This window comes from Duganella sp. sic0402, from assembly GCF_019219065.1.
Taxonomy (GTDB): domain Bacteria; phylum Pseudomonadota; class Gammaproteobacteria; order Burkholderiales; family Burkholderiaceae_D; genus Rugamonas.
The window spans coordinates 101,752-121,047 of the sequence record NZ_JAHUWK010000001.1; the positions used below are offsets into that span (position 1 = coordinate 101,752).

Sequence of the window (19,296 nt, forward strand, 5' to 3'; positions counted from 1 at the left end):
GATGAACAAACTGCATATGATTGCCAAGGGCGTAGCGCCCATCCTGGCGGCCTTGCTGATGACCGCGTGCGCAGCACCGGAGTTCAAGCAACCGGCGATGGAAGTGCCGACCGCGTTCAAGGAATCGCAGCAGCCGGCGGCCACCAAAACCGCCGCCGATGGCAGCACCTGGAAGCAGGCGCAAGCCGCCGAAGCACAGCCGCGCGGCGAGTGGTGGCTGGCTTTTAACGACCCGGCGCTGAATGAGCTGGTCAACGAAGCCACCCGCGCCAACGCCAACCTGGCGGTGGCTGCGGCCCGCGTCAAGCAGGCGCGCGCCATTGCCGGCGTGGCGGAAGCGGACCGCATCCCGCAAGTTGGGGTGAATGCGGGCGCACAGCGCCTGCGCCAGTCGCCGGCGGAGCTGGGCCTGCCGGCCGGTACGCCGGTCGATCCAGGCAAGGCGTTCTCCGCCAACCTGACGGCGAGCTACGAGCTTGACCTGTTCGGCCGCGTATCGTCGAACGTGGCGGCGGCGCGTGGCGATGCCGCTTCGGTTGAAGCGAATTACCGCTCGGTGCTGCTGGCCATGCAGGCCGATGTGGCGCAGACTTACTTCCGTCTGCGCGCCACCGACGCCGAGCTGGAAACGCTGAACCGCACCGTGCAGACCCGCGAGGAAAACGTTAAAGTCAACCAGCGGCGTTTCGACCTGGGTGATATCGGCGAGTTCGATCTGTCGCGCGCCAAGACGGAACTGGCGACTGCCCGTGCCGAAGCCATTGGCCTGCAGCGTCAGCGCGTGACCACCGAGCACGCGCTGGCGGTCCTGCTGGGCAAGCCAGCGGCCAGCTACACGGCAGGTAACAGCCCGCTGCTGGATGGCACGCTGCTGCCGGTGATTCCAGCCGGTCTGCCATCGACGCTGCTGGAGCGCCGTCCTGACATCGCCGCTGCGCAGCGCGCGATGGAAGCCGCCAATGCCCGCATCGGCGTGGCGCGTTCGGCGATGTTCCCATCGCTGATGCTGAATGCGAATGCGGGTGGCGTCTCGGGTAATACCGTGGCCGATGTGTTCAAGTGGAGCAGCCGTTCGTGGCTGCTGGGCGCGGCCTTGTCGCTGCCGGTGATTGATGGCGGCCGCAATCGCGCCAACATCACGCGTAGCGAAGCGGCGCTGGAAGAATCGGTAGGTTCGTATCGCCAGAGCGTGCTGACCGCGTTTGCGGAAGTGGAAGACAATCTGGCTGGCCTGCGTATTCTGGCTGGTCAGACGGTGCAGATTGAAGATGCTGTAGTGTCGGCACGCCGTTCGGCCGATCTGGCGCAGAAGCTTTACACTGCCGGCCGCTCCAGCTATCTGGATCTGCTGGACGCGCAGCGTAATCTGGCTGCGGTGGAACGTAGTGCGGTGCAGTTGCGTGGCAATCGTGCTGTGACGACTGTGGCGTTGATACGCGCGCTGGGCGGTGGCTGGGATGCTGCGCAGCCCACAACGCTAGCGCAGAAGTAACGCAGAGAAGCGGGCCGAAAGGCCCGCTTTTTTTTTTCGCCCGCCGTCACTCCCGCGAAAGCGGGAGTCGATGCTGAGCATGCGTTGTATAGCTTATTTGCTGGCGACTGGTGCCGGGGTTGGGGCGGCTTCTTTCTCTACCTTGGCGTGCGCCTTGGCTTTGGTTTTACCGGCTTTGGCGTGTGCGTCGGCCTTGTCGGATTTTTCTTCAGCCTTGGCGACAGCGACGTCTTTCTTGGCGTCGGCTTCTACTTTGGCGGTCTTGGCTTCTGCCTTGATTTCAGCCTTGGTTTCCTTGGCTTCCGCCTTGGCCACGGTCTTGGCTTCTTTAGCCTCTGCCTTGGTGGCGGCAGGAGCAGGAGTCTGTGCGAATGCAGCGGTTGCGAACAGGCCGGCGATCAGGGTAGCGATTACTTTAGTCATGATTCAATCCTTTTGAAGGGTTTGGGCCCGGGACAATTCCCGCGTCTCTGAGCAAAAAACGCTGCCGCAAAACCTTGCGTTGACGGCCTTTACAATCGCTTACATGTTGGCTAACGCACGGTTCTGGCCTACAGAGGCGCATAGGCTGAGGGGATGAACGATACGCTGAAGACCTACAAGGCCAAACGCAACTTCGCCATCACGCCTGAACCCGCCGATGGCGGGCAAGAGGGCAAGGAGGTGCTGGCGTTTGTCATCCAGAAGCACTGGGCCACGCGCCTGCATTACGACTTCCGGCTGGAGCTGGATGGCGTGATGATGAGCTGGGCCGTGCCCAAAGGTCCAAGCTACGACACGCACGACAAGCGCATGGCGGTGCACGTCGAAGACCATCCGATTTCCTATAACGACTTTGAGGGCACCATACCGCCCAAGCAATATGGCGCAGGCAAGGTGATCATCTGGGACAAGGGCAGCTGGCATCCACTGGATGATCCGCGCAAGGCGCTCAAGGCCGGCAACCTCAAATTTGAAATCCACGGCCACAAGATGCATGGCCGCTGGGTGCTGGTGCGCATGAAAGGCAAGGGCGAGAAGCAGGAGCCGTGGTTGCTCATCAAGGAAAACGACGAGTATGCGCGCCCTGCGGAAGAGTTCAGCGTGATCGACGAGATGCCGGATAGCGTCAAAGCGCTGCCGATGCCCGCCGCGTCCAGCCGGACCGCAGCATCGGCAGCAGCGGCCGAAGCGCAAGCGCCCAAGGCCGAAATGCCTGAGACGCTGTCACCGCAACTGGCCACCCTGGTCGATGGCCCGCCCGCATCGGCGGAGGACTGGCTGTTCGAGGTCAAGTTCGACGGCTACCGGCTGCTGGCGCGAATCGACGGCGCGGACATCCGCCTCATCACCCGCAACGGTAATGACTGGACCCATAAACTTCAGCCGCTGCGCAAGCAGCTCGCCAAACTCAAATTCCCGCCCGGCTGGTATGACGGCGAGATCGTCGTTCACGATGAAAACGGCCGTCCCGATTTCGGCCTGCTGCAAAATGCCTTTGACGAGAACGCGCCAGGCGACATCGTCTACTTCCTGTTCGACATCGCCTTCCACAAAGGCCGCGACCTGCGCGATCTGGCGCTGGAGGAGCGGCGCGCGGTGCTACAGGAAATCATGGCCAGGCGCGAATCGGAAAACATCCGCTTCAGCACCGCGCTCAGCGCGCCACCGCAGGACATGATTGCCGCCGCCTGCCAGATGGGACTGGAGGGCATCATTGGCAAACGCAAGGATTCACGCTACACGGCACGCCGTGCAGGCACATGGATCAAGTTGAAATGCGGGCAGCGGCAGGAATTCGTCATCGGCGGCTACACCGATCCGCAAGGCGCGCGCAGCGGCTTCGGCTCGCTGCTGTTGGGTACCTATGACGAGGAGGGCAATCTGCAATATGCCGGCAATGTCGGCAGCGGCTTCAACGCCAATTCGCTGCAAGATATCAAGGCGAAAATGGAAAAGCTGCACGCCGATAAAAGTCCTTTTGCAGCCAACCGCGACATCGACAGGAAAGCCCACTGGCTCAAGCCCATGCTGGTGGCGGAAGTCAGTTTCGGCGAGTGGACGCATTCCGGCTCGATCCGCCACGCCGTGTTCCAAGGGCTGCGCAAGGACAAGCGCGCCGCCAGCATCACGCGTGAAACGGCGCAACACGTCAAGGAGAAACCACAGATGCAAAACGCCATCGAAGGCAAGCTGCCCAAGTCGCTGAAAGTCACCAATCCCGACCGCGTTATCGATCAGCAGAGCGGCGCGACCAAGATCACGCTGATACGCTATTACGCGCTGGTGTCGTCGCTGATGCTACCGCACCTGAAAGCGCGGCCGGTATCGCTGGTGCGTGCACCGGAAGGCGTGGGCGGCGAGCTATTCTTCCAAAAGCATGCCGAGGTGTCGCGCATGCCGGGCGTGAAGCAGCTCAGGCAATCGCTCGATCCCGACCATCCGCCGATGCTGGAGGTGCCAGGCGAAGAGGGACTGCTGTCGGCGGCGCAGATGAATGTGGTCGAACTGCACACGCAAAACGCCAGCGCCAACAGCTACGAAAAGCCCAATCGCATGATCTTCGACCTCGACCCAGGAAAGAACGTGACCTGGGATCAGGTCAAGGAAGCGGCGCACCTGATGCGCGCGTTTCTGGCCGAGCTGGCGTTGCCGGCGTTCCTGAAAACCAGCGGCGGCAAAGGCTTGCATGTGGTGGTGCCGATCAAGCCGGGCTACGGCTGGGATGATGTGAAAGCCTTTTCGCAAGCCATCGTCGCGCATATGGCGCAGACGATACCAGACCGCTTCGTGGTCAAGAGCGGCCCACGCAATCGCGTGGGCAAGATATTTATCGACTACCTGCGCAACGGACGCGGCGCAACCACGGTATGCGCCTGGTCGGCACGCACGCGGCCCGGGCTGGGGATTTCGGTGCCGGTCACCTGGGATGAACTGGATAGCCTGCAGAGCGCGGACCAGTGGAACGTCTCCAACGTCCACACGCGTCTCGATGTTGGTAACGCGCCGTGGGACGGTTATGCCCAAGCCGCCAAAGGCCTTGCGCCAGCCATGAAGCGGATGCAGTTCAAGCCGGGGCAGGGCTAGGCGGCTTGCCGCTCAAGCCGCCTTGGCGCGGCTGGCGGCAGGCTTGCGTTTGGCGGCGGCGCTTGTACTGGAAGCCTTGGCCTCAGTTTTGGACCTGCTGGTGCTGGGCTTGGCTGCGGCCGTGGTGGGCCTGGCAGGCGCTGCCTTGCCGCTGCGCTTGCCCAGGCTATCCTGTAGCAGCGCCACCAGGTCAACCACATTGGACGCCTTCGGCGCTGTCGGTTCCGCCTCGGCAGCGGTGATGGTCTTGGTCTGGCCGGCCTTGATCTTCTTCTTCACCATCGCCATCACGTCTTCCTTGTAGGTGTCGTGATACTGCTCCGGCTTCCATTCCTCGCTCATGCCTTCGACCAGCGACAAGGCCATCTTCAGTTCCTTGTCGCTGATGCCGGCTGCCTTCAAGGTGGCGGGCGGCAGTTTCAATTCCTCTGCGCTGCGGATTTCGGTGGCGTAGCGCAGCGTGTTGAGCACGATCTTGTCTTCCACGCAGACCAGCGCACACAGGTGCTGCTTGGTGCGCATCACCACGGTGGCGATGCCGATCTTGCCTGCCTTGCGCAAGGTTTCGCGCAGCAGCGCATACACCTTGCTACCGCCACGCGACGGTGCAAGGTAGTAAGGCGTTTCAAAGTAGGTCAGCGGCACATCGGCGGCCTCCACGAAAGCGACGATGTCAATGGTCTGCGTCGCCTCGACGTTGGCGCGTTTCAAGTCCTCGTCGGATAGCACCACGTATTCGTTGTCCTCGTACTCGTAACCCTTGACGATGTCGTCCCAGGTCACCTCCTTGCCGCTCTTTTTGTTATAGCGTTTGTAGCCGATCGGCGAGAAGTCGCGCCGGTCCAGCATGGTCAGGTCAAGGTCGTGTTCCTGCACGGCCGTGTACATCTCGACTGGAATATAGACCAGCCCAAAGCTGATCGCCCCTTTCCACAATGCGCGCGCCGCCATCGCTTACGCGCCCACTGAACCGGTCACCGGCAGGACGATGCCGGTGATATAGCTGGAGCAGCAGGGCGCCGCCAGGAACACATACGACGGTGACAACTCCTGCGGCTGGGCGGGGCGCTTCATGTCGGTGTCCGCGCCGAATTTGGCAATCTTGTCCGGCGACGCGTCGGCAGGATTCAGCGGCGTCCACACCGGGCCTGGTGCGATTGCGTTCACGCGGATGCCTTGCTCCAGCAGGTTGGACGCCAGCGACTTGGTGAAGGCGTGGATCGCACCCTTGGTGGTCGCATAATCCAGCAGGTGTTCGGAGCCTTGAAGGCCGGTGACCGAACCGGTATTGATAATCGACGCGCCGCGCTTCAGATAGGGCAGCGCCGCCTTGGCCATGTGGAAGTAGCCGTAAACATTGGTCTTCATGGTCAGGTCGAAACGGTCTTCGGTCACGTCGGTCAGTTTTTCCGCGTGTTCCTGGAAGGCTGCGTTGTTGACCAGGATATCCAGCCGGCCGTAGCGCTCCTGCGTCTGGTGCGCCGCATCGCGGCAGAACGACGGATCGCGCACGTCGCCGCGTATCAGCAGACAGCTCTGGCCTTCCGCTTCGACATAGCGCTTGGTGTCCTGCGCATCCTGCTCTTCTTCAAGATAGACGATGGCGATGTCCGCGCCTTCACGTGCATAGAGCACCGCCACCGCGCGGCCGATGCCGGAATCGCCACCGGTGATCAGCGCCGCCATGCCGGCCAGCTTGCCGCTGCCGCAGTAGTCAGGCGCGAGGAATTCCGGCTTTTGCTGCATATCGGCTTCCAGCCCCGGTTTTTCCAGGTGCTGCGCCGGCAGCGGAGTGCCAGGATATTCGTGCTCGGTGGTCTGCACCGGTTCCTTGCTCTTTTCAGTATTGCTGGCGCGTGGACCTTGCTGGTCCACCTGATCCTGGCGCTGCTGAATCTCGCGTTGCAGGCTGGCCGAACCCTGATCGGCCTTGTTTTCTGACTGCGGCATGGTGTATCCCTCCTGAATCCGGAAGGGACAGTATTGGCCGCGCACGGGACGCTGACCGTGCGCCGACTCACATAATAAATATTGCAATTTAATTGCCAATTATGCACACTGGGAAAATAGGCAGTTAAAACTAATGATACTAGGGAGCACTACCATGTTGGACCTTTACAGCCGGTCGAGCAGCACGGGTGTATTTTTCAATCCAGCCGCCGAACACCGCGCGGCATTTCAATCTTGTTGCGGGGAAATGTTCTCTCAGCTGACGCTGTGCGAGCACCTCGACGCCACCGTCACCGCCTTGGCCAAGCAGGACGCCAGTCTGCTGATACTAGACCTGAGCGGCTTTGAAAAAATGAGTGAACTGGCTGGTATTGGCGCCTTGATACGTGGCCGCGCCGGCGGTCGCGTGCTGGTGCTGTGTGACTACAAGCACAGCGCCTGGCTGCCCGAGCTGATGGCCTATGGCAGCATCGATTACCACTTATGCCCGGTGCCGGACACTGATATGCAGCAGGCCGTGCGGCAGGCGCTGGCAGTGCCTGCGGACTCCGCCGCCGCCATGCAGCAGCAAATACTGGACAAGGAAAAGGAACTGCGCGCTCTGCTCGGCGTTCAGCGCAGCATGCAGCGCGCGCTCGGCGGCATAGAAAGCGTGTCGCTGACGGCGTCGCAAGTCTGCCTGGCTTTGTGTAACTTCCCTGGCGTACGACATACGGCCGTGCTGCACATGAAGCCGCGCGGCGATCTGCAACTGGTGGCGCAGGAAGCACGCAATCATCTCGATCTGGGACGGCTGCTGCAACGGCGCGACCATCTGCTGCAATCGCCGCTGCGCGATGTGTTCCCGCCGCTGATGGCGGTGGCGCGCGGCGAGATGGTGCTGCTGGACGCGCCGGAAAAAGCCGGCGACCCGGAGCTGGCGATGGCGCTGCATGACCGCAATGTGCGCATGGTGCTGGCGCTGCCCTTGCGCGCGGAGGCGGGCGGCCCGGAAATCGGCGCCATCTGTTTGATGTTTGACCGGCATATCAGCTTCTCGCGCGAGCAGTTTGCCTGCTTCGCCAGCCTGGCGCAGTTTGTCAGCTTCGCGCTCGGCATGAGCGAATTGAAGCATCAGAACGATGCCTTGTCCGGCCAGCTGTCGCAGCTGAACACCACGGACGCGGTGACAGGCGCCGCCAACCGCCGCGTCGGCGAGGATAAGCTGGAAAGCGAGATTCTGCGCGCGCGCCGCTATGGGTTGCCGCTGGCGGTGCTGTCCTTCGATGTCGGCAGCTTCCGTTCCGCAAACGATTTATACAGTTCCGCGGTCGGCGAGGACGCGCTGCGCAAGATCGCTGAAACGGTCAGTGGCCGGCTGCGTAACTCGGACACGCTGGCGCGCATGCGCGGCGCGGAATTCCTGATCGTCGCCACGCATACCACCTCGGCCGACGCGATCCGGCTGGCGGAAAAATTGCGCGGTGCGGTCAGCGAGGCCGATCTGCCGGGCGCCGGATTTGGCGCGACCCTCAGTATTAGTCTGAGCGTGGCCGAAGTTGGCGCGGAAGAAGCGGCGCCCGCCGTGCTGGATCGCCTGGACACGGCACTGCACCGCGCCAAGCGCTCCGGCCGCAACTGCATCGAGCTGGCTGCCTGATAAATTACACTCGTCATGTATAATGCCGTCAGATTGGATGCAGGAGACGAGCATGAAGGTCAGCAGGGAACAAGCAGCGCTCAACCGCGAGCGCATCATCGAGACGGCCGCGCGGCTGTTTCGTGAAAAAGGCTACGACGGCATCGGCGTGGCCGATCTGATGAAAAGCGCCGGCCTCACGCACGGCGGCTTTTACGGTCATTTCGCTTCCAAGGAAGACTTGCTGGCGGAAGCTGCCGCGTACGCGCTGAAAAAATCGGTGGATCGCTGGCAGGGCTATGTGGCGGCTGGGCGCGACACGGCGCTGGAAAAAATTAGCGACGGCTATCTGACGGCGCAGCACCGCGACCATCCTGAAAACGGCTGTTCGGTGACGGCGCTGGGCGCGGATGTCGCACGCCTCGGCCCCAAGGCGCGCCACGCGATGACCGAAGGCGCGCGCGGCCAGCTGGCGGTACTGGAGCAGCTGATGCCCGGTGCGGATGTTGCGGCGCAGCGCAGGCAGGCGCTGGCCAAGTATGCGTCAATGATCGGCGCGATTGTCTTGTCGCGCGCGGTGGATGACGATGCGCTGTCGCTGGAGATCCTCGACGCGGTGAAAGATGCGCTGCAGGGCTGAGTGCGTCATTTTTCCGCTGGCTTGGTGAATTTCGTCATTGAGAAGTCGGCCGCCTGCGTGCAGAATGGGGCGCATGGAGACGACACGACGCAGTTTTATCATCACGGCGGGGCTGGCTGCGGCTTTTCCCGGTTTAGCGAAGGCCGCTGTGCAGGCCACCACGCGCGGAGCGCAGGAGAGCCTGTCGCTGTGGTACGAGCAGGCTGCGGCGCAATGGGTGGAGGCGCTGCCGGTCGGTAATGGCCGGCTTGGCGCCATGTGCTTCGGGCGCATCGCGCAGGAGCGCATCCAGCTCAATGAGGACACGCTGTTTGCCGGCGGCCCGTATGATCCCAATAATCCCCTGTCGCTGGCGGCCTTGCCGCAAGTGCGCGCGCTGATCGATCAGGCCAGATTCAGCGAGGCGGCACAGCTGATTTCATCATCGATGATGGGCGTGCCCAAGACGCAGATGCCATACGGCGCGGCCGGCGATCTGCTGCTGGACTTCCATGGACTTAGTGGCGGCACGGCTTACCGCCGCTGGCTGGACCTGGACACCGCGATTAGCGCCACCCGCTTCAGCGACGGCAAGACGCAGTACAAACGCGAGGTGTTTGCCAGCGCTGCGGATCAGGTGATTGCGATTCGCCTGAGCGCCACCAATGGCCTGCTGAATTTTGACCTGTCTTACCGCCATCCTTTGAAAGCCAACTATGGCGTCACGGATTACACCGGCGCGAAGGCGACCGCCGCCGCCGCACCGATGCCATGGGATTACCGCGAACCGCTGCGTGCCAGCGAACGTCCGTCCAGTTTATCGGTGCGTGCTGATGGAGCGGATGCGCTGCTGATTGAAGGCCGCAATATCGATGCGGCCGGCATTCCTGCTGCCTTGCGCTATGCGGTGCGCGTGCAGGCGCTGGGTGATGGCAGCATCACGCCGCGTGATGATCGCATCGAAGTACGCGGTGCAAGCACGGTCACGCTGCTAGTGGCTGCGGCTACCAGCTATGTCAATTACGCCGATGTCAGCGGCGATCCGGTCGGCACGGTGCGCGCGCAGACGGCGGCCGCCGCCGCCAAGCCGTATGCACGGCTGCGCAGCGCACATGTGCATGCGCACCAGAGGCTGTTCCGCCGCCTGTCGCTGCGGCTGGGCTCCGGCGCGCCCGATCCGCGCCCCACCAATCAGCGTATCGCCGTCGCCGAGCAGCAGCCGGATGCCGGGCTGGCGGCGTTGTACGTGCAGTACGGACGCTATCTGCTGTTGTCGTCGTCGCGGCCGGGCAGTCAGCCCGCGAATCTGCAAGGGCTGTGGAACGAAGGTGTCAATCCACCGTGGGGCGGCAAGTACACCATCAACATCAACACGCAGATGAATTACTGGCCGGCAGAATCGGCCAATCTGGGCGAATGCGTCGAGCCGCTGCTGCGCATGGTCGAGGATTTGAGTGTGACCGGCGCCGTCACCGCTAGCAAAAGCTATGGCGCGCGCGGCTGGATGGCGCATCACAACACCGATCTGTGGCGTGCGGCAGCGCCGATCGACGGGCCGCTGTGGGGTATGTGGCCATGCGGCGGGGCGTGGCTGTGCCAGGCCCTGTGGGATCACTACGATTACAGCCCGGACAGCGCTTACCTGCGCCGCATTTATCCGCTGTTGAAAGGTGCGTCGCTGTTCTTTATCGATACACTGGTTGAGGATCCGCAGGGCCGGGGATGGGTGACATCGCCATCAATCTCGCCGGAAAATGAACATCACAAAGGTGTCGCGACGTGTGCCGGTCCGGCAATGGACCGGCAAATCATCCGCGACCTGTTTGGCTGGACGCTGAAGGCGCACGCGCTGCTGGGTGACAGCGACGCCGCCTTCGCCGCCGAACTGGAAGCCAAGCGCGCGCGCCTGCCGCCCGACCGCGTTGGCGCGCAAGGCCAGTTGCAGGAGTGGCTGGAGGACTGGGACGCCGGCGCGCCGGAGCAAAAACACCGCCATGTGTCGCATCTGTATGGTGTCTACCCGAGCGAGCAAATCAATGTGCGCGACACGCCGGAGCTGGTGGCTGCGGCCAAAGTCACGCTGAATACGCGCGGTGACAAATCCACCGGCTGGGCCACCGCCTGGCGGCTGGCGCTGTGGACGCGCATGGGCGAGGGCGAGCGGGCGTACGCGATCCTGCAAGGGCTGCTCGGCCCCGAGCGCACCTACCCGAATATGTTCGACGCCCATCCGCCGTTCCAGATCGACGGCAATTTCGGCGGCACGGCGGCGATTCTGGAAATGCTGGTGCAATCCTGGGGCGGCGAAATCCGCCTGCTGGCAGCACTGCCGCAAGCCTGGCCGGAAGGCTCGGTACGCGGCGTCCGCGCCCGTGGCGGCGTGGAGCTGGATCTGGACTGGTCGCAAGGCAAGCTAAAACAGCTTCTACTACGCGGCCAGCCCGGCCAGAAAGTCAAAGTCCGCCATGGCGAGCATCTGACCGAAATGACCCTCGACGCCAAGGGCCGCGCTAGAATGCAGTGAAGCCCACTGGCCGCTGGTAATCGTTAAACCCGGAGCAAAAGGTGACGCCGGGATTGAACACATTATTTTCAAGCGCGGCCGGTATGACGTGGTCGTTTCTGCACCACGGCCTCACGAAGCAAGCGAGCAGCCCAAATTAGATTTGGGACTGAGACGTAGGAATCTGGCGACCTTCGCCATGCATAGATTCCACCGCATCGAAGATAGGCGCCAATGCGCGTTCCAGGGCATCCGCAGTGTCGTTGCCACTCTGGTTGGTGATGATGAAAACGCCCAGCTGATACTTCGGCACGATGTAGATATAGCTTTGTGCGCGTGGAACCCCACCGTGATGCACGTAGTGGGTGCCTAGTTGCTGGGTCTTCCCGATGTTCCAGAAGTAAGCAATGCTGAAGTCGTCCTGGAAGCGCACCAGCGGTAGGTGAGACTCGCGCACGGCGGGATGGGCGCCCAGCTGCAAGCGAAGGTACTTGGCCATATCCGGCATGGTTGACTTGACATTGCCGGCAGCGCCCCATGGCAGTTGCGGCATCGGCGTGGTGGCGATCGGATTATCGCTGTGGTAGCCGGGCGCAAGCCGGGCGGCGTCCTTGTCGGTCAAGCGTAGCTGCGTGTTATGCATGCCCGCTTCGCGCGCCAGAAATGTGGCTAACAACGATTCGTAAGGCTCGCCGTAGATTTTTTCCAGCGTATGGGCGACCAGCTCGGTGCCTGCACTGGAATAGGCATAGTCTTTGCCCAGCGGCCCTTTGATATGGACCGTGTGCAGGTCTTGCCAAAACCGCTCGCGGCTGTAGTGAGCGTACGCGGCATTGAGTTTGGCCGGTGTGCCATGCGCGGTGAAGTCTTTCAAGATCGTGTTCACCGACAGTGGCAACATGCCAGGCATTGTGCTGGTATGCGTTACCAGGTGGCGCAGCCGGATGGGGCCTTGTTCAATTTGCAAATTCGGATAGGCCGATGGCAAGTACTGCTGCACCGGATCGTCGAGCGATGCTTTGCCTTCGCGTACCGCGTTTGCCATCAGCAGGCCGGCAAAGGTTTTGCTGACCGAACCTATTTCGTAGATCGTCGTGTCATCGGGAGTATCTGCCTTGCCGAGTTCCAGTTCCCCCCGGTGCAGGATGAATTCTTTATCCTGATAAACCACCGCGATTGATGTGGCATGCAGTAATTTTTCCTTCAGAAGCGAGGATGCAGCGCGATCCATCGCTGAGGAGATATCACGCGCCGGAGCAGAACCGACCGGTTTGCAAGCCGCCAGTATCAGCGCGGATCCGGCAATCACAACGCGAAAATTGTTCACTGGACGCACCTTGGGTGCAGCGGATTATTTTGCATAGTTTGGACACGTGCCTTCGTCTACACTGTACCGTAGCGCGATCACATAGCCTGCATCCGCGTACCGGGTCAGCAACATTGCTTCAGCCGTGTTGTAGGTGCCGCCGTTTAAAGCGCGGTCGATGAAGCAAACTTTCAAGTCCTCAAACCCGTCGCCATTGAAGTCTCCCCGGCCGACGATGCGAAGTTCGTACAGCCAATCGCCCGGCGTCAAAAAGACGGCGGAATCCTCCGTGACCTGGCTAGGCTTCATGCCGAAATCTAAAAAGGTGCGTTTTGCTGGCGTCCGGCGTGGACCAAGCGAGCTGCGGATCGTGGCCAGGTCGAATTTCTCTGAAAGAAAGCGCCCTAAATCCCTGTCAGGAAAGTAGCTCACCCCGCTCGCGGCTTGAGAGGGGCCGATCAACAGAAAGGAAAAAAACAAGCCGTTGACTATCCGGGTAAGCTTGATCACCGATGACTCCTGGCCCTGGGAATATAAACTTGCTCATCTTACTTGTTTTGCGACTGTAAACATTCACGCATTGTTGCATATGCGTTAATTGAGCACGGTTATCGCTGCTGCGGGAGCAGAGGATTGAGCAGTTGGCCGGACAGGCTTGCGGCTTGCGGCGTATCGGTGCCGTATTCGGCAGGCCAGTGCTGCGGTAGATAGTGGGTGCCGAACAAGCGATCGAGCATCGGCAGGGTGGCGGCGTAGTTGCGGTTGATATGCTCGTGGCGGCTATGGTGCCAGTGGTGGAAAGCTGGCGTGGCCACCAGCCATTCCAGCGGACCCAGGCGCCAGCGCAGGTTGGCGTGGATGAAGAATCCCCACAGCGTCCCTGTCACCAGCAGCAAGGCCGGTGCGCCGCTGCCGGCCACGCTCGGACCGGCCAGTCCCAGCAGATACAAGGGCACCAGCCCGAACAGGCGGGTGATCACCATGTCCACCGGATGCGTGCGGGTGTTGGCGAGGAAGTGCATATGCTCGGTGCTGTGGTGCACGGCGTGAAAGCGCCACAGCCACGGCAGTTCGTGACTGAGCCGGTGGCCCCAGTAGAAACCGATTTCGCCAACCACAAACACCAGCGCGATGCGGCCGGCCACCGGTAGCGACTGCACCATATCGGTCAGCGCCGTCGGCACGATATGCTGCGCGATCACCGCCAGCAAGGCCGCCGGAATGCTGAGCAGAACGATCGGCACCAGGCTGCTCATCGCGTAATATGCCAGGTTGTGCAGCAGTTCGCGGCGCGGGCGCGGCGCATGACGCGCGCCGAACCAGCGCTCCAGCGGCACGAACAGCGCCGTCAGCAGCACCAGCCAGACGCTGAGGCGCAGCACGGCGGCGACGAATTCACCGGCGGACGGCAGCATGGCGATGCGCAGGTCCGCTTAGTTCAGGGCGCGCGCGACGGTACGGCGGCGGGTCGCAAAACCGACCAGGCCCAAGCCGACGGCCATCATGCCCCAGGTCGACGGCTCAGGCACGGCAGCGGTCAGCGAGACGCTATCGAGCAGCAGGAACGGTGGCGCGCCCGGCGAGCCTTGTGCCAGGAAGGACAGCACTTGCGTGGCGCCGGTGGCGGTGAAGGTCATGCTCGACGTGCTCCAGCCGCTGAAGCCGCCGCTGGCGATGCTCAGTGCGCTGCTATTCTGCGTGCTGTTGCCGAACACGACTTGCCAGTAGTTGTTGCTGTTGGCGCCGTTAAAGCCGACTTGCTGCGCCAGCGCAGTGTCAAACGTCAGCGTGTATTTGCTGCCTGCAGTCAGGCCGGTAATGGTTTGCGACAGCACGCCAGGCCAGTATTGCGAATCCGAGGCGAAGAAATTGCCGCCGTTGGCCGATTTGGCCCAGTTGTTGTTTTCGCTTTTCAGCCAGATCGCCGAAGCGTCGGTGGTGGCGATACTGCTGTTGAGGACGAAGTTGTAGCCGCCGTCGTTACCATTGCTGCTGGTCCAGCCAGTCAGCGTGCTGCGGTCCGCGTCATTGGTGATCGACGAGGACAGTTGCTTGTTGGTGCCGTTGGTGGTGCTTTCGAAATTGCCGTTGCTAACCAGGTTGCTTGCGGCGTGGGCCATGCCAGCGCTCAAGGCGGCAATGGCGGACAGGGACAGCAGTAGGGACTTGATGCGCATGTGCGACTCCAATAAATGATAGACAGTGATGTTTAACTGCCGGCAATTTATTTGGGCCGACTGCGGCTTGACGATGAGCTTTTTGGAACGTCAAACTTGTTGCATAGGGTAATTCTATCAGAATCTCACTCTTGCGGCGGGTTTCTATATGAGATTTTCGGATAAGTTAATTTGGTAAACGTATTTACGATAAACTACCGCCTTTCTGTACCCGTGGAACAACAATGCTGCAATGGCTGAAACACTACCGTCGTGATCAACTGCCGGGCGACATCAGCGCCGGGCTGGTGGTGGCGATGATGATGATTCCGCAGGGCATGGCCTATGCCATCGTGGCAGGCCTGCCGCCGGTGGTCGGCCTGTACGCCAGCATCATGCCGCCGATTATCTACGCGCTGTTCGGCAGCAGCATGACCCAGTCGGTGGGGCCGATGGCGATTATTTCGCTGATGACGGCCGCCGTGATCGGCCCGCTGGCGCCAGCCGGTTCGGCGCTGGCCGGGGTGCTGGCGGCGCAGCTGGCGCTGGTTTCCGGCGCGGTGCTGCTGCTGTGCGGCTTGCTGCGCATGGGTTTCCTGGCGAATTTCTTCTCGCGTCCGGTGATGAGCGGCTTTACCGTCGGCTCGGCGATCGTCATCGCCTTCGATCAGTTGCATACGCTGCTGGGCGCCGAACTGCCGCATGTGCATATGCCAAGCGCCGCGCTGGGCGTCGGCTCGCTGGTGCTGCTGGTGCTGGCGCGCCATTACCTGGCTGGATTGCTGCGGGCTTGCGGCCTGCCGCCGGTGGCGGCCGATATAGGCGCCAAGCTGGCGCCTATGCTGGTGGTGCTGGGCGGCATAGCGCTGATGTCCTGGACCGGCCTGGCCGGCATGGGCGTACGCACCACCGGCGCGATTCCAGCCGGCTTGCCGCAGCTGAACCTGGCGTCGTCGAGCCAGCATTGGGGTGCGCTGCTGCAGCCTGGCCTGCTGATCGGCTTCATGGTGTTTCTGATGTCGATGTCGGGCGCGCAGGCGCTGGCGCTGAAGCGCAATGAGAAGCTGGTCAGCAATCACGAGCTGATTGGCCTGGGCGCGGCCAATGTGGCCAGCGCCTTGTCTGGCGGCTTTCCGGTGACCGGCAGCCTGTCGCGCTCCGCCGTCAATTTCGCGGCCGGCGCCAATACGCCGCTGGCCAGCCTGATCACTGCGGTGCTGCTGGCCGGCGCGCTGCTGGCGCCGACCGGCTGGCTGGCGCTGCTGCCGATGCCGGTGCTGGCCGCCACCATCATCGTCGCCGTGCTGGGCATGCTGGAGATGGGCATACTGCGCACCGCATGGGAATACGATCGCGGCGACGCGCTGGCCTGGGTGGCCACCTGCCTGGGCGTGCTGGTGATGGGGGTTGAAGCGGGTGTGATCATCGGCGTGGCGCTGTCGATGGGCACCCTGATCTGGCGCGCCAGCCGGCCGCACATCGCGGTGCTGGGGCGGATCGCCGGAACTGAGCATTTCCGCAATATTGAACGCTATCCGGCAGAGACGCAGCCGGAAATGCTGGTGCTGCGCATCGACGCCAATCTGTTCTTCGGCAACGTGGAAGCGGTCAGCGAGCGGATTGAATGCGAACTGGCGACGCATCCAAGCGCGCGCGACCTGGTGCTGGTGATGTCGGCGGTCAGCTCGATCGACACCACGGCGCTGATGGCGCTGGCGGAGCTGAACCAGAGCGTGAAGCGGCGCGGCATCGGCCTGCACCTGGCCGAAGTCAAGGGGCCGGTAATGGATCGTCTACGTAACAGTACGCTGTTACAGCAGCTAAACGGCAAACTGTTCCTGAGTACGGCCAACGCTTTCGACCATTTGCATGGCAATCGAGGTGTTGCTTAAGCGTAAATAGGCATGGACTTGATGGCATTTTGAACCTATGATCGACGTCGTCGCTCCTTAGCTTAACTCCCCCAGGAATGGTTTTCAGATGTTGGTCCGACTTGCCCGCCGTTTAGGAAAAGTATCGATCGCGGTATTCGTCAGCGTGACGCTGACCGCCGTGGTAACGCTGGTTCTGACCACATTTGCACTGTATTTCTATCAGGTGGAGCGCGCGCAGCGCTGGGAGCAGCTGCGCAAGACGCTGGCCAACAGCGCCGACGAACTGGCCGCCGCCGTGGCGCTGCCAGCCTGGAATTTCGACGAGACGCAAATCGTCACCATCATGAAAAGCGGCTTGAGCAACCGCGACCTGTACGCCAGTGCGGTGTCGCCGGTGGCCAGCAACCGTCCCTTCATCCTGACCCGCAACGAACAGGCGCAGCTGGTGCCGGCCGAGCGCCTGCCGTCCGATCCCGAGCTGCTGCATGAGCAGCGGCCCATCGTCGCGGGCGGGCAGAATATCGGCACCATCACCGTGTATGCCTCGCCGGCGCTGCTGATCGAGCAGCTGCGCCAGCGCCTGTACACCATCGCCGGACTGATTTTCGTGCTGGACGTGACGCTGGTGCTCAGCCTCTACCTGCTGCTATGGCAGCTGATCCTCAAGCCGCTGACCAATATCGAACGCTATGCGGCCAGCGTCAAGGCCGGCCAGAATCCGGGCGCCTCGCCGCCGCGCGACTGGTATACCGGCGAACTGAAAACGCTGAACGCGTCGATCCGCGAGATGGTGCGGCTGATGGAAAGCCGCTATGTGGCCATGCACGCCAGCGAGGAGCGCTTGCAGATCGCCTCCAGCGCGGCCGCCATCGGCATCTGGGACTGGAATATCGTCAGCGGCCAGATGGTGTGGGACGAGCAGATGTACCGCCTGCACGGCATGGAAGGGCGCAAGCTGGACAATCCTTTCGAAGCCTGGCGCAAGATGGTGCACGCGGACGACTCGGTGCCGACCGAAATGCTGCTACAGCAGGCGCTCAACGGCACCGCCGAATTCGATATCGAGTACCGCCTGATCTGGGCCGACGGCTCGGTGCATTATATGAAGGCGGACGGCATGACCTTCCGCGACAGCGATGGCCACGCGATGCGCATGGTCGGCGTCAACTACGATGTCACCGCCAGCCGCATGGCGGAGCAGGAGCTGCGCCGCCACCGCATCCACCTGGAAGATCTGGTGGCCGAACGCACCAATGCACTGTCGGTGGCGGTGCGCCAGGCGCAGGCCGCCAACCGCGCCAAGTCCACCTTCCTGGCGAATATGAGCCACGAACTGCGCACGCCGCTGAATTCGGTGATCGGCTTCTCGCGGCTGATGGCGGATTCCAAGAATATGCTGCCGGAAGAGAAGCGCAACCTGGCCATCATCCACCGCTCCGGCCAGCATTTGCTGACACTGATTAACGATATTCTGGAACTGTCCAAGATCGAGGCCGGCCGCGCCGTGCTGCAAACCGAAGTGGTCAACCTGAACGACACGCTGCAGGAAGTGATGGACATGGTCAGCATGCGCGCCATGCAGAACGGCGTGGAGCTGGTGCTGGACAGCGCCGGCCTGCCGGCCAGCGCGCGGGTCGACGGCACCAAGCTGCGCCAGGTGCTGCTGAATCTGATGTCCAACGCGGTCAAGTTCACGGCCCACGGCAAGGTGACGCTGAAGGTGCGCGGCCTGTCGCGCAACGGCCAGTGCGAGCTGGCCTTCGCGGTAATCGACAATGGACCCGGCATTGCGGAAGAAGACCAGGCGCGCGTGTTCGAACCCTTCATCCAGGCCGACGGTCCGGGCGCGAAAGAGGGCACGGGCCTGGGGCTGACCATCTCGCGTGAATTCGTGCAGCTGATGGGCGGGACGCTGGCGCTGCAATCGACGCTGGGGCAGGGCGCGACCTTCCACTTCACGGTGGCGGTGCAGGTGGCGGACGAGGCACCGCTGGCCGGGCGCGACGAAGTCAGTCCGCTGGAGCCGCAGCAGCGCCGCCGGGTGCTGGTGGCCGACGACAATCCCGATGCCGGCGCTTTGATGGAAGGCTTGCTGAACCCACTGGGCTTCGAGGTGGCGGTGGTTGGCGATGGCGCGCAGGCGCTGGCCATGGTCGATGTATGGCAGCCGGACCTGATCTTCATGGACTGGCACATGCCGGCGCTGGACGGTCTGAGCGCCACCCGCCAGATCCGCGGCAATGTGGATGGGCCGCAGCCGAGCATCGTGATGCTGACCGCCTCCGCGTTTGCTGCGGAGCGCGAGGAGGCGCTGGCGGCGGGCGCTGACGAATTCATGCGCAAGCCGGTGGAGCAGGAACAGTTGTACGCAGTGCTGGAGCAGCAGCTGAACCTGCAGTTTGTGCGCCGCCATCGTGTCGCCGCGCGGCAGATGCGCCAGGCGCCGCTGGGCCGCGACGATTTGCAGCGTCTCGATGCGGCGCTGCGCTTTGAACTGAAGACCGCGTTGCAGGAATTGAACCTGGCGCGGGTGGCTTTGCTGCTGGAGCCTTTGCCGCCGGAGCTGGGCCAGGTGGTGCAGCGTATCGAGCAGATGCTACAGCTGCACCAGTACCCGCAGCTGTGCGCCTTGCTGGAGGAAATGGGTAATGAATTGGAGCCTCTGGCCTGACCGGTATATGATAGCGGAGCAATCTTTAGTAGTTGACTAGG

Annotated in this window: 14 protein-coding genes; 7 read left to right on the forward strand and 7 right to left on the reverse strand. The window is 62.4% G+C overall.

The window, feature by feature from the left end; genetic code table 11:
* Nucleotide 1 precedes the first annotated feature (1 nt).
* Nucleotides 2-1,492, forward strand: a complete 1,491-nt coding sequence (locus KW842_RS00445; protein WP_218302125.1) for an efflux transporter outer membrane subunit — start codon at nt 2-4, stop codon at nt 1,490-1,492.
* A 93-nt stretch (nt 1,493-1,585) separates the two neighbouring features.
* Here KW842_RS00445 and KW842_RS00450 read toward each other — a convergent pair whose 3' ends face one another.
* Entirely contained in the window at nt 1,586-1,915 is a 330-nt protein-coding gene (locus tag KW842_RS00450) for a hypothetical protein (RefSeq protein WP_218302126.1), read from the reverse strand.
* Nucleotides 1,916-2,068: 153 nt separating this feature from the next.
* On the opposite strand from KW842_RS00450, the gene ligD reads away from it, so the two are divergent.
* Nucleotides 2,069-4,558, forward strand: coding sequence for a DNA ligase D (ligD, locus tag KW842_RS00455; protein WP_218302127.1), 2,490 nt, complete (start codon nt 2,069-2,071; stop codon nt 4,556-4,558).
* A 12-nt stretch (nt 4,559-4,570) separates the two neighbouring features.
* Here the strand turns inward: ligD and KW842_RS00460 are convergent, their stop codons facing one another.
* Together KW842_RS00460 and KW842_RS00465 are read right to left on the reverse strand one after the other, a co-directional pair.
* Entirely contained in the window at nt 4,571-5,509 is a 939-nt protein-coding gene (locus tag KW842_RS00460) for a Ku protein (RefSeq protein WP_218302128.1), read from the reverse strand.
* 3 nt (nt 5,510-5,512) lie between these two features.
* Nucleotides 5,513-6,508: an SDR family oxidoreductase gene (locus tag KW842_RS00465; protein ID WP_218302129.1), complete on the reverse strand. Its 996-nt coding sequence runs from the start codon at nt 6,506-6,508 to the stop codon at nt 5,513-5,515.
* A gap of 247 nt (nt 6,509-6,755) precedes the next feature.
* On the opposite strand from KW842_RS00465, the gene KW842_RS00470 reads away from it, so the two are divergent.
* The 3 genes from KW842_RS00470 to KW842_RS00480 all read left to right on the forward strand — a co-directional run bounded on the left by KW842_RS00470 (nt 6,756) and on the right by KW842_RS00480 (nt 11,269).
* Nucleotides 6,756-8,147 (forward strand): GGDEF domain-containing protein, encoded by a 1,392-nt coding sequence (locus KW842_RS00470; protein ID WP_229223413.1) that lies wholly within the window; start codon nt 6,756-6,758, stop codon nt 8,145-8,147.
* Nucleotides 8,148-8,199: 52 nt separating this feature from the next.
* Nucleotides 8,200-8,766, forward strand: coding sequence for a TetR/AcrR family transcriptional regulator (locus KW842_RS00475; RefSeq protein WP_218302130.1), 567 nt, complete (start codon nt 8,200-8,202; stop codon nt 8,764-8,766).
* Nucleotides 8,767-8,839: 73 nt separating this feature from the next.
* Complete coding sequence (locus tag KW842_RS00480) at nt 8,840-11,269, forward strand: glycoside hydrolase N-terminal domain-containing protein (RefSeq protein ID WP_218302131.1); 2,430 nt, start codon at nt 8,840-8,842, stop codon at nt 11,267-11,269.
* Nucleotides 11,270-11,405: 136 nt separating this feature from the next.
* Here the strand turns inward: KW842_RS00480 and KW842_RS00485 are convergent, their stop codons facing one another.
* The 4 genes from KW842_RS00485 to KW842_RS00500 all read right to left on the reverse strand — a co-directional run bounded on the left by KW842_RS00485 (nt 11,406) and on the right by KW842_RS00500 (nt 14,731).
* Nucleotides 11,406-12,575, reverse strand: a complete 1,170-nt coding sequence (locus tag KW842_RS00485) for a serine hydrolase domain-containing protein (protein ID WP_218302132.1) — start codon at nt 12,573-12,575, stop codon at nt 11,406-11,408.
* Nucleotides 12,576-12,599: 24 nt separating this feature from the next.
* On the reverse strand, nt 12,600-13,064 hold the full coding sequence (locus KW842_RS00490; protein WP_218302133.1) for a hypothetical protein: 465 nt from the start codon (nt 13,062-13,064) through the stop codon (nt 12,600-12,602).
* A 98-nt stretch (nt 13,065-13,162) separates the two neighbouring features.
* Nucleotides 13,163-13,969, reverse strand: a complete 807-nt coding sequence (locus KW842_RS00495) for a sterol desaturase family protein (protein WP_218302134.1) — start codon at nt 13,967-13,969, stop codon at nt 13,163-13,165.
* Between the two features lie 18 nt (nt 13,970-13,987).
* Nucleotides 13,988-14,731: a PEPxxWA-CTERM sorting domain-containing protein gene (locus KW842_RS00500; RefSeq protein WP_218302135.1), complete on the reverse strand. Its 744-nt coding sequence runs from the start codon at nt 14,729-14,731 to the stop codon at nt 13,988-13,990.
* Nucleotides 14,732-14,955: 224 nt separating this feature from the next.
* Between KW842_RS00500 and KW842_RS00505 the strand changes: the two genes are divergently transcribed.
* A complete protein-coding gene (locus tag KW842_RS00505) occupies nt 14,956-16,602 on the forward strand; it encodes a SulP family inorganic anion transporter (RefSeq protein WP_218302136.1) in 1,647 nt (548 codons plus the stop codon).
* Nucleotides 16,603-16,690: 88 nt separating this feature from the next.
* Nucleotides 16,691-19,255, forward strand: coding sequence for a PAS domain-containing hybrid sensor histidine kinase/response regulator (locus KW842_RS00510; RefSeq protein ID WP_218302137.1), 2,565 nt, complete (start codon nt 16,691-16,693; stop codon nt 19,253-19,255).
* The last annotated feature ends 41 nt before the right edge of the window (nt 19,256-19,296 follow it).

Excerpts from the sequence above, each read along its gene's own strand:
- KW842_RS00500 (WP_218302135.1), bottom strand. The coding sequence starts at position 14,731 with ATGCGCATCAAGTCCCTACTGCTGTCCCTGTCCGCCATTGCCGCCTTG.
- KW842_RS00450 (WP_218302126.1), bottom strand. The coding sequence starts at position 1,915 with ATGACTAAAGTAATCGCTACCCTGATCGCCGGCCTGTTCGCAACCGCT.
- ligD (WP_218302127.1), top strand. The coding sequence starts at position 2,069 with ATGAACGATACGCTGAAGACCTACAAGGCCAAACGCAACTTCGCCATC.
- KW842_RS00460 (WP_218302128.1), bottom strand. The coding sequence starts at position 5,509 with ATGGCGGCGCGCGCATTGTGGAAAGGGGCGATCAGCTTTGGGCTGGTC.
- KW842_RS00495 (WP_218302134.1), bottom strand. The coding sequence starts at position 13,969 with ATGCTGCCGTCCGCCGGTGAATTCGTCGCCGCCGTGCTGCGCCTCAGC.
- KW842_RS00510 (WP_218302137.1), top strand. The coding sequence starts at position 16,691 with ATGTTGGTCCGACTTGCCCGCCGTTTAGGAAAAGTATCGATCGCGGTA.
- KW842_RS00505 (WP_218302136.1), top strand. The coding sequence starts at position 14,956 with ATGCTGCAATGGCTGAAACACTACCGTCGTGATCAACTGCCGGGCGAC.
- KW842_RS00475 (WP_218302130.1), top strand. The coding sequence starts at position 8,200 with ATGAAGGTCAGCAGGGAACAAGCAGCGCTCAACCGCGAGCGCATCATC.
- KW842_RS00480 (WP_218302131.1), top strand. The coding sequence starts at position 8,840 with ATGGAGACGACACGACGCAGTTTTATCATCACGGCGGGGCTGGCTGCG.
- KW842_RS00445 (WP_218302125.1), top strand. The coding sequence starts at position 2 with ATGAACAAACTGCATATGATTGCCAAGGGCGTAGCGCCCATCCTGGCG.
- KW842_RS00470 (WP_229223413.1), top strand. The coding sequence starts at position 6,756 with ATGTTCTCTCAGCTGACGCTGTGCGAGCACCTCGACGCCACCGTCACC.
- KW842_RS00465 (WP_218302129.1), bottom strand. The coding sequence starts at position 6,508 with ATGCCGCAGTCAGAAAACAAGGCCGATCAGGGTTCGGCCAGCCTGCAA.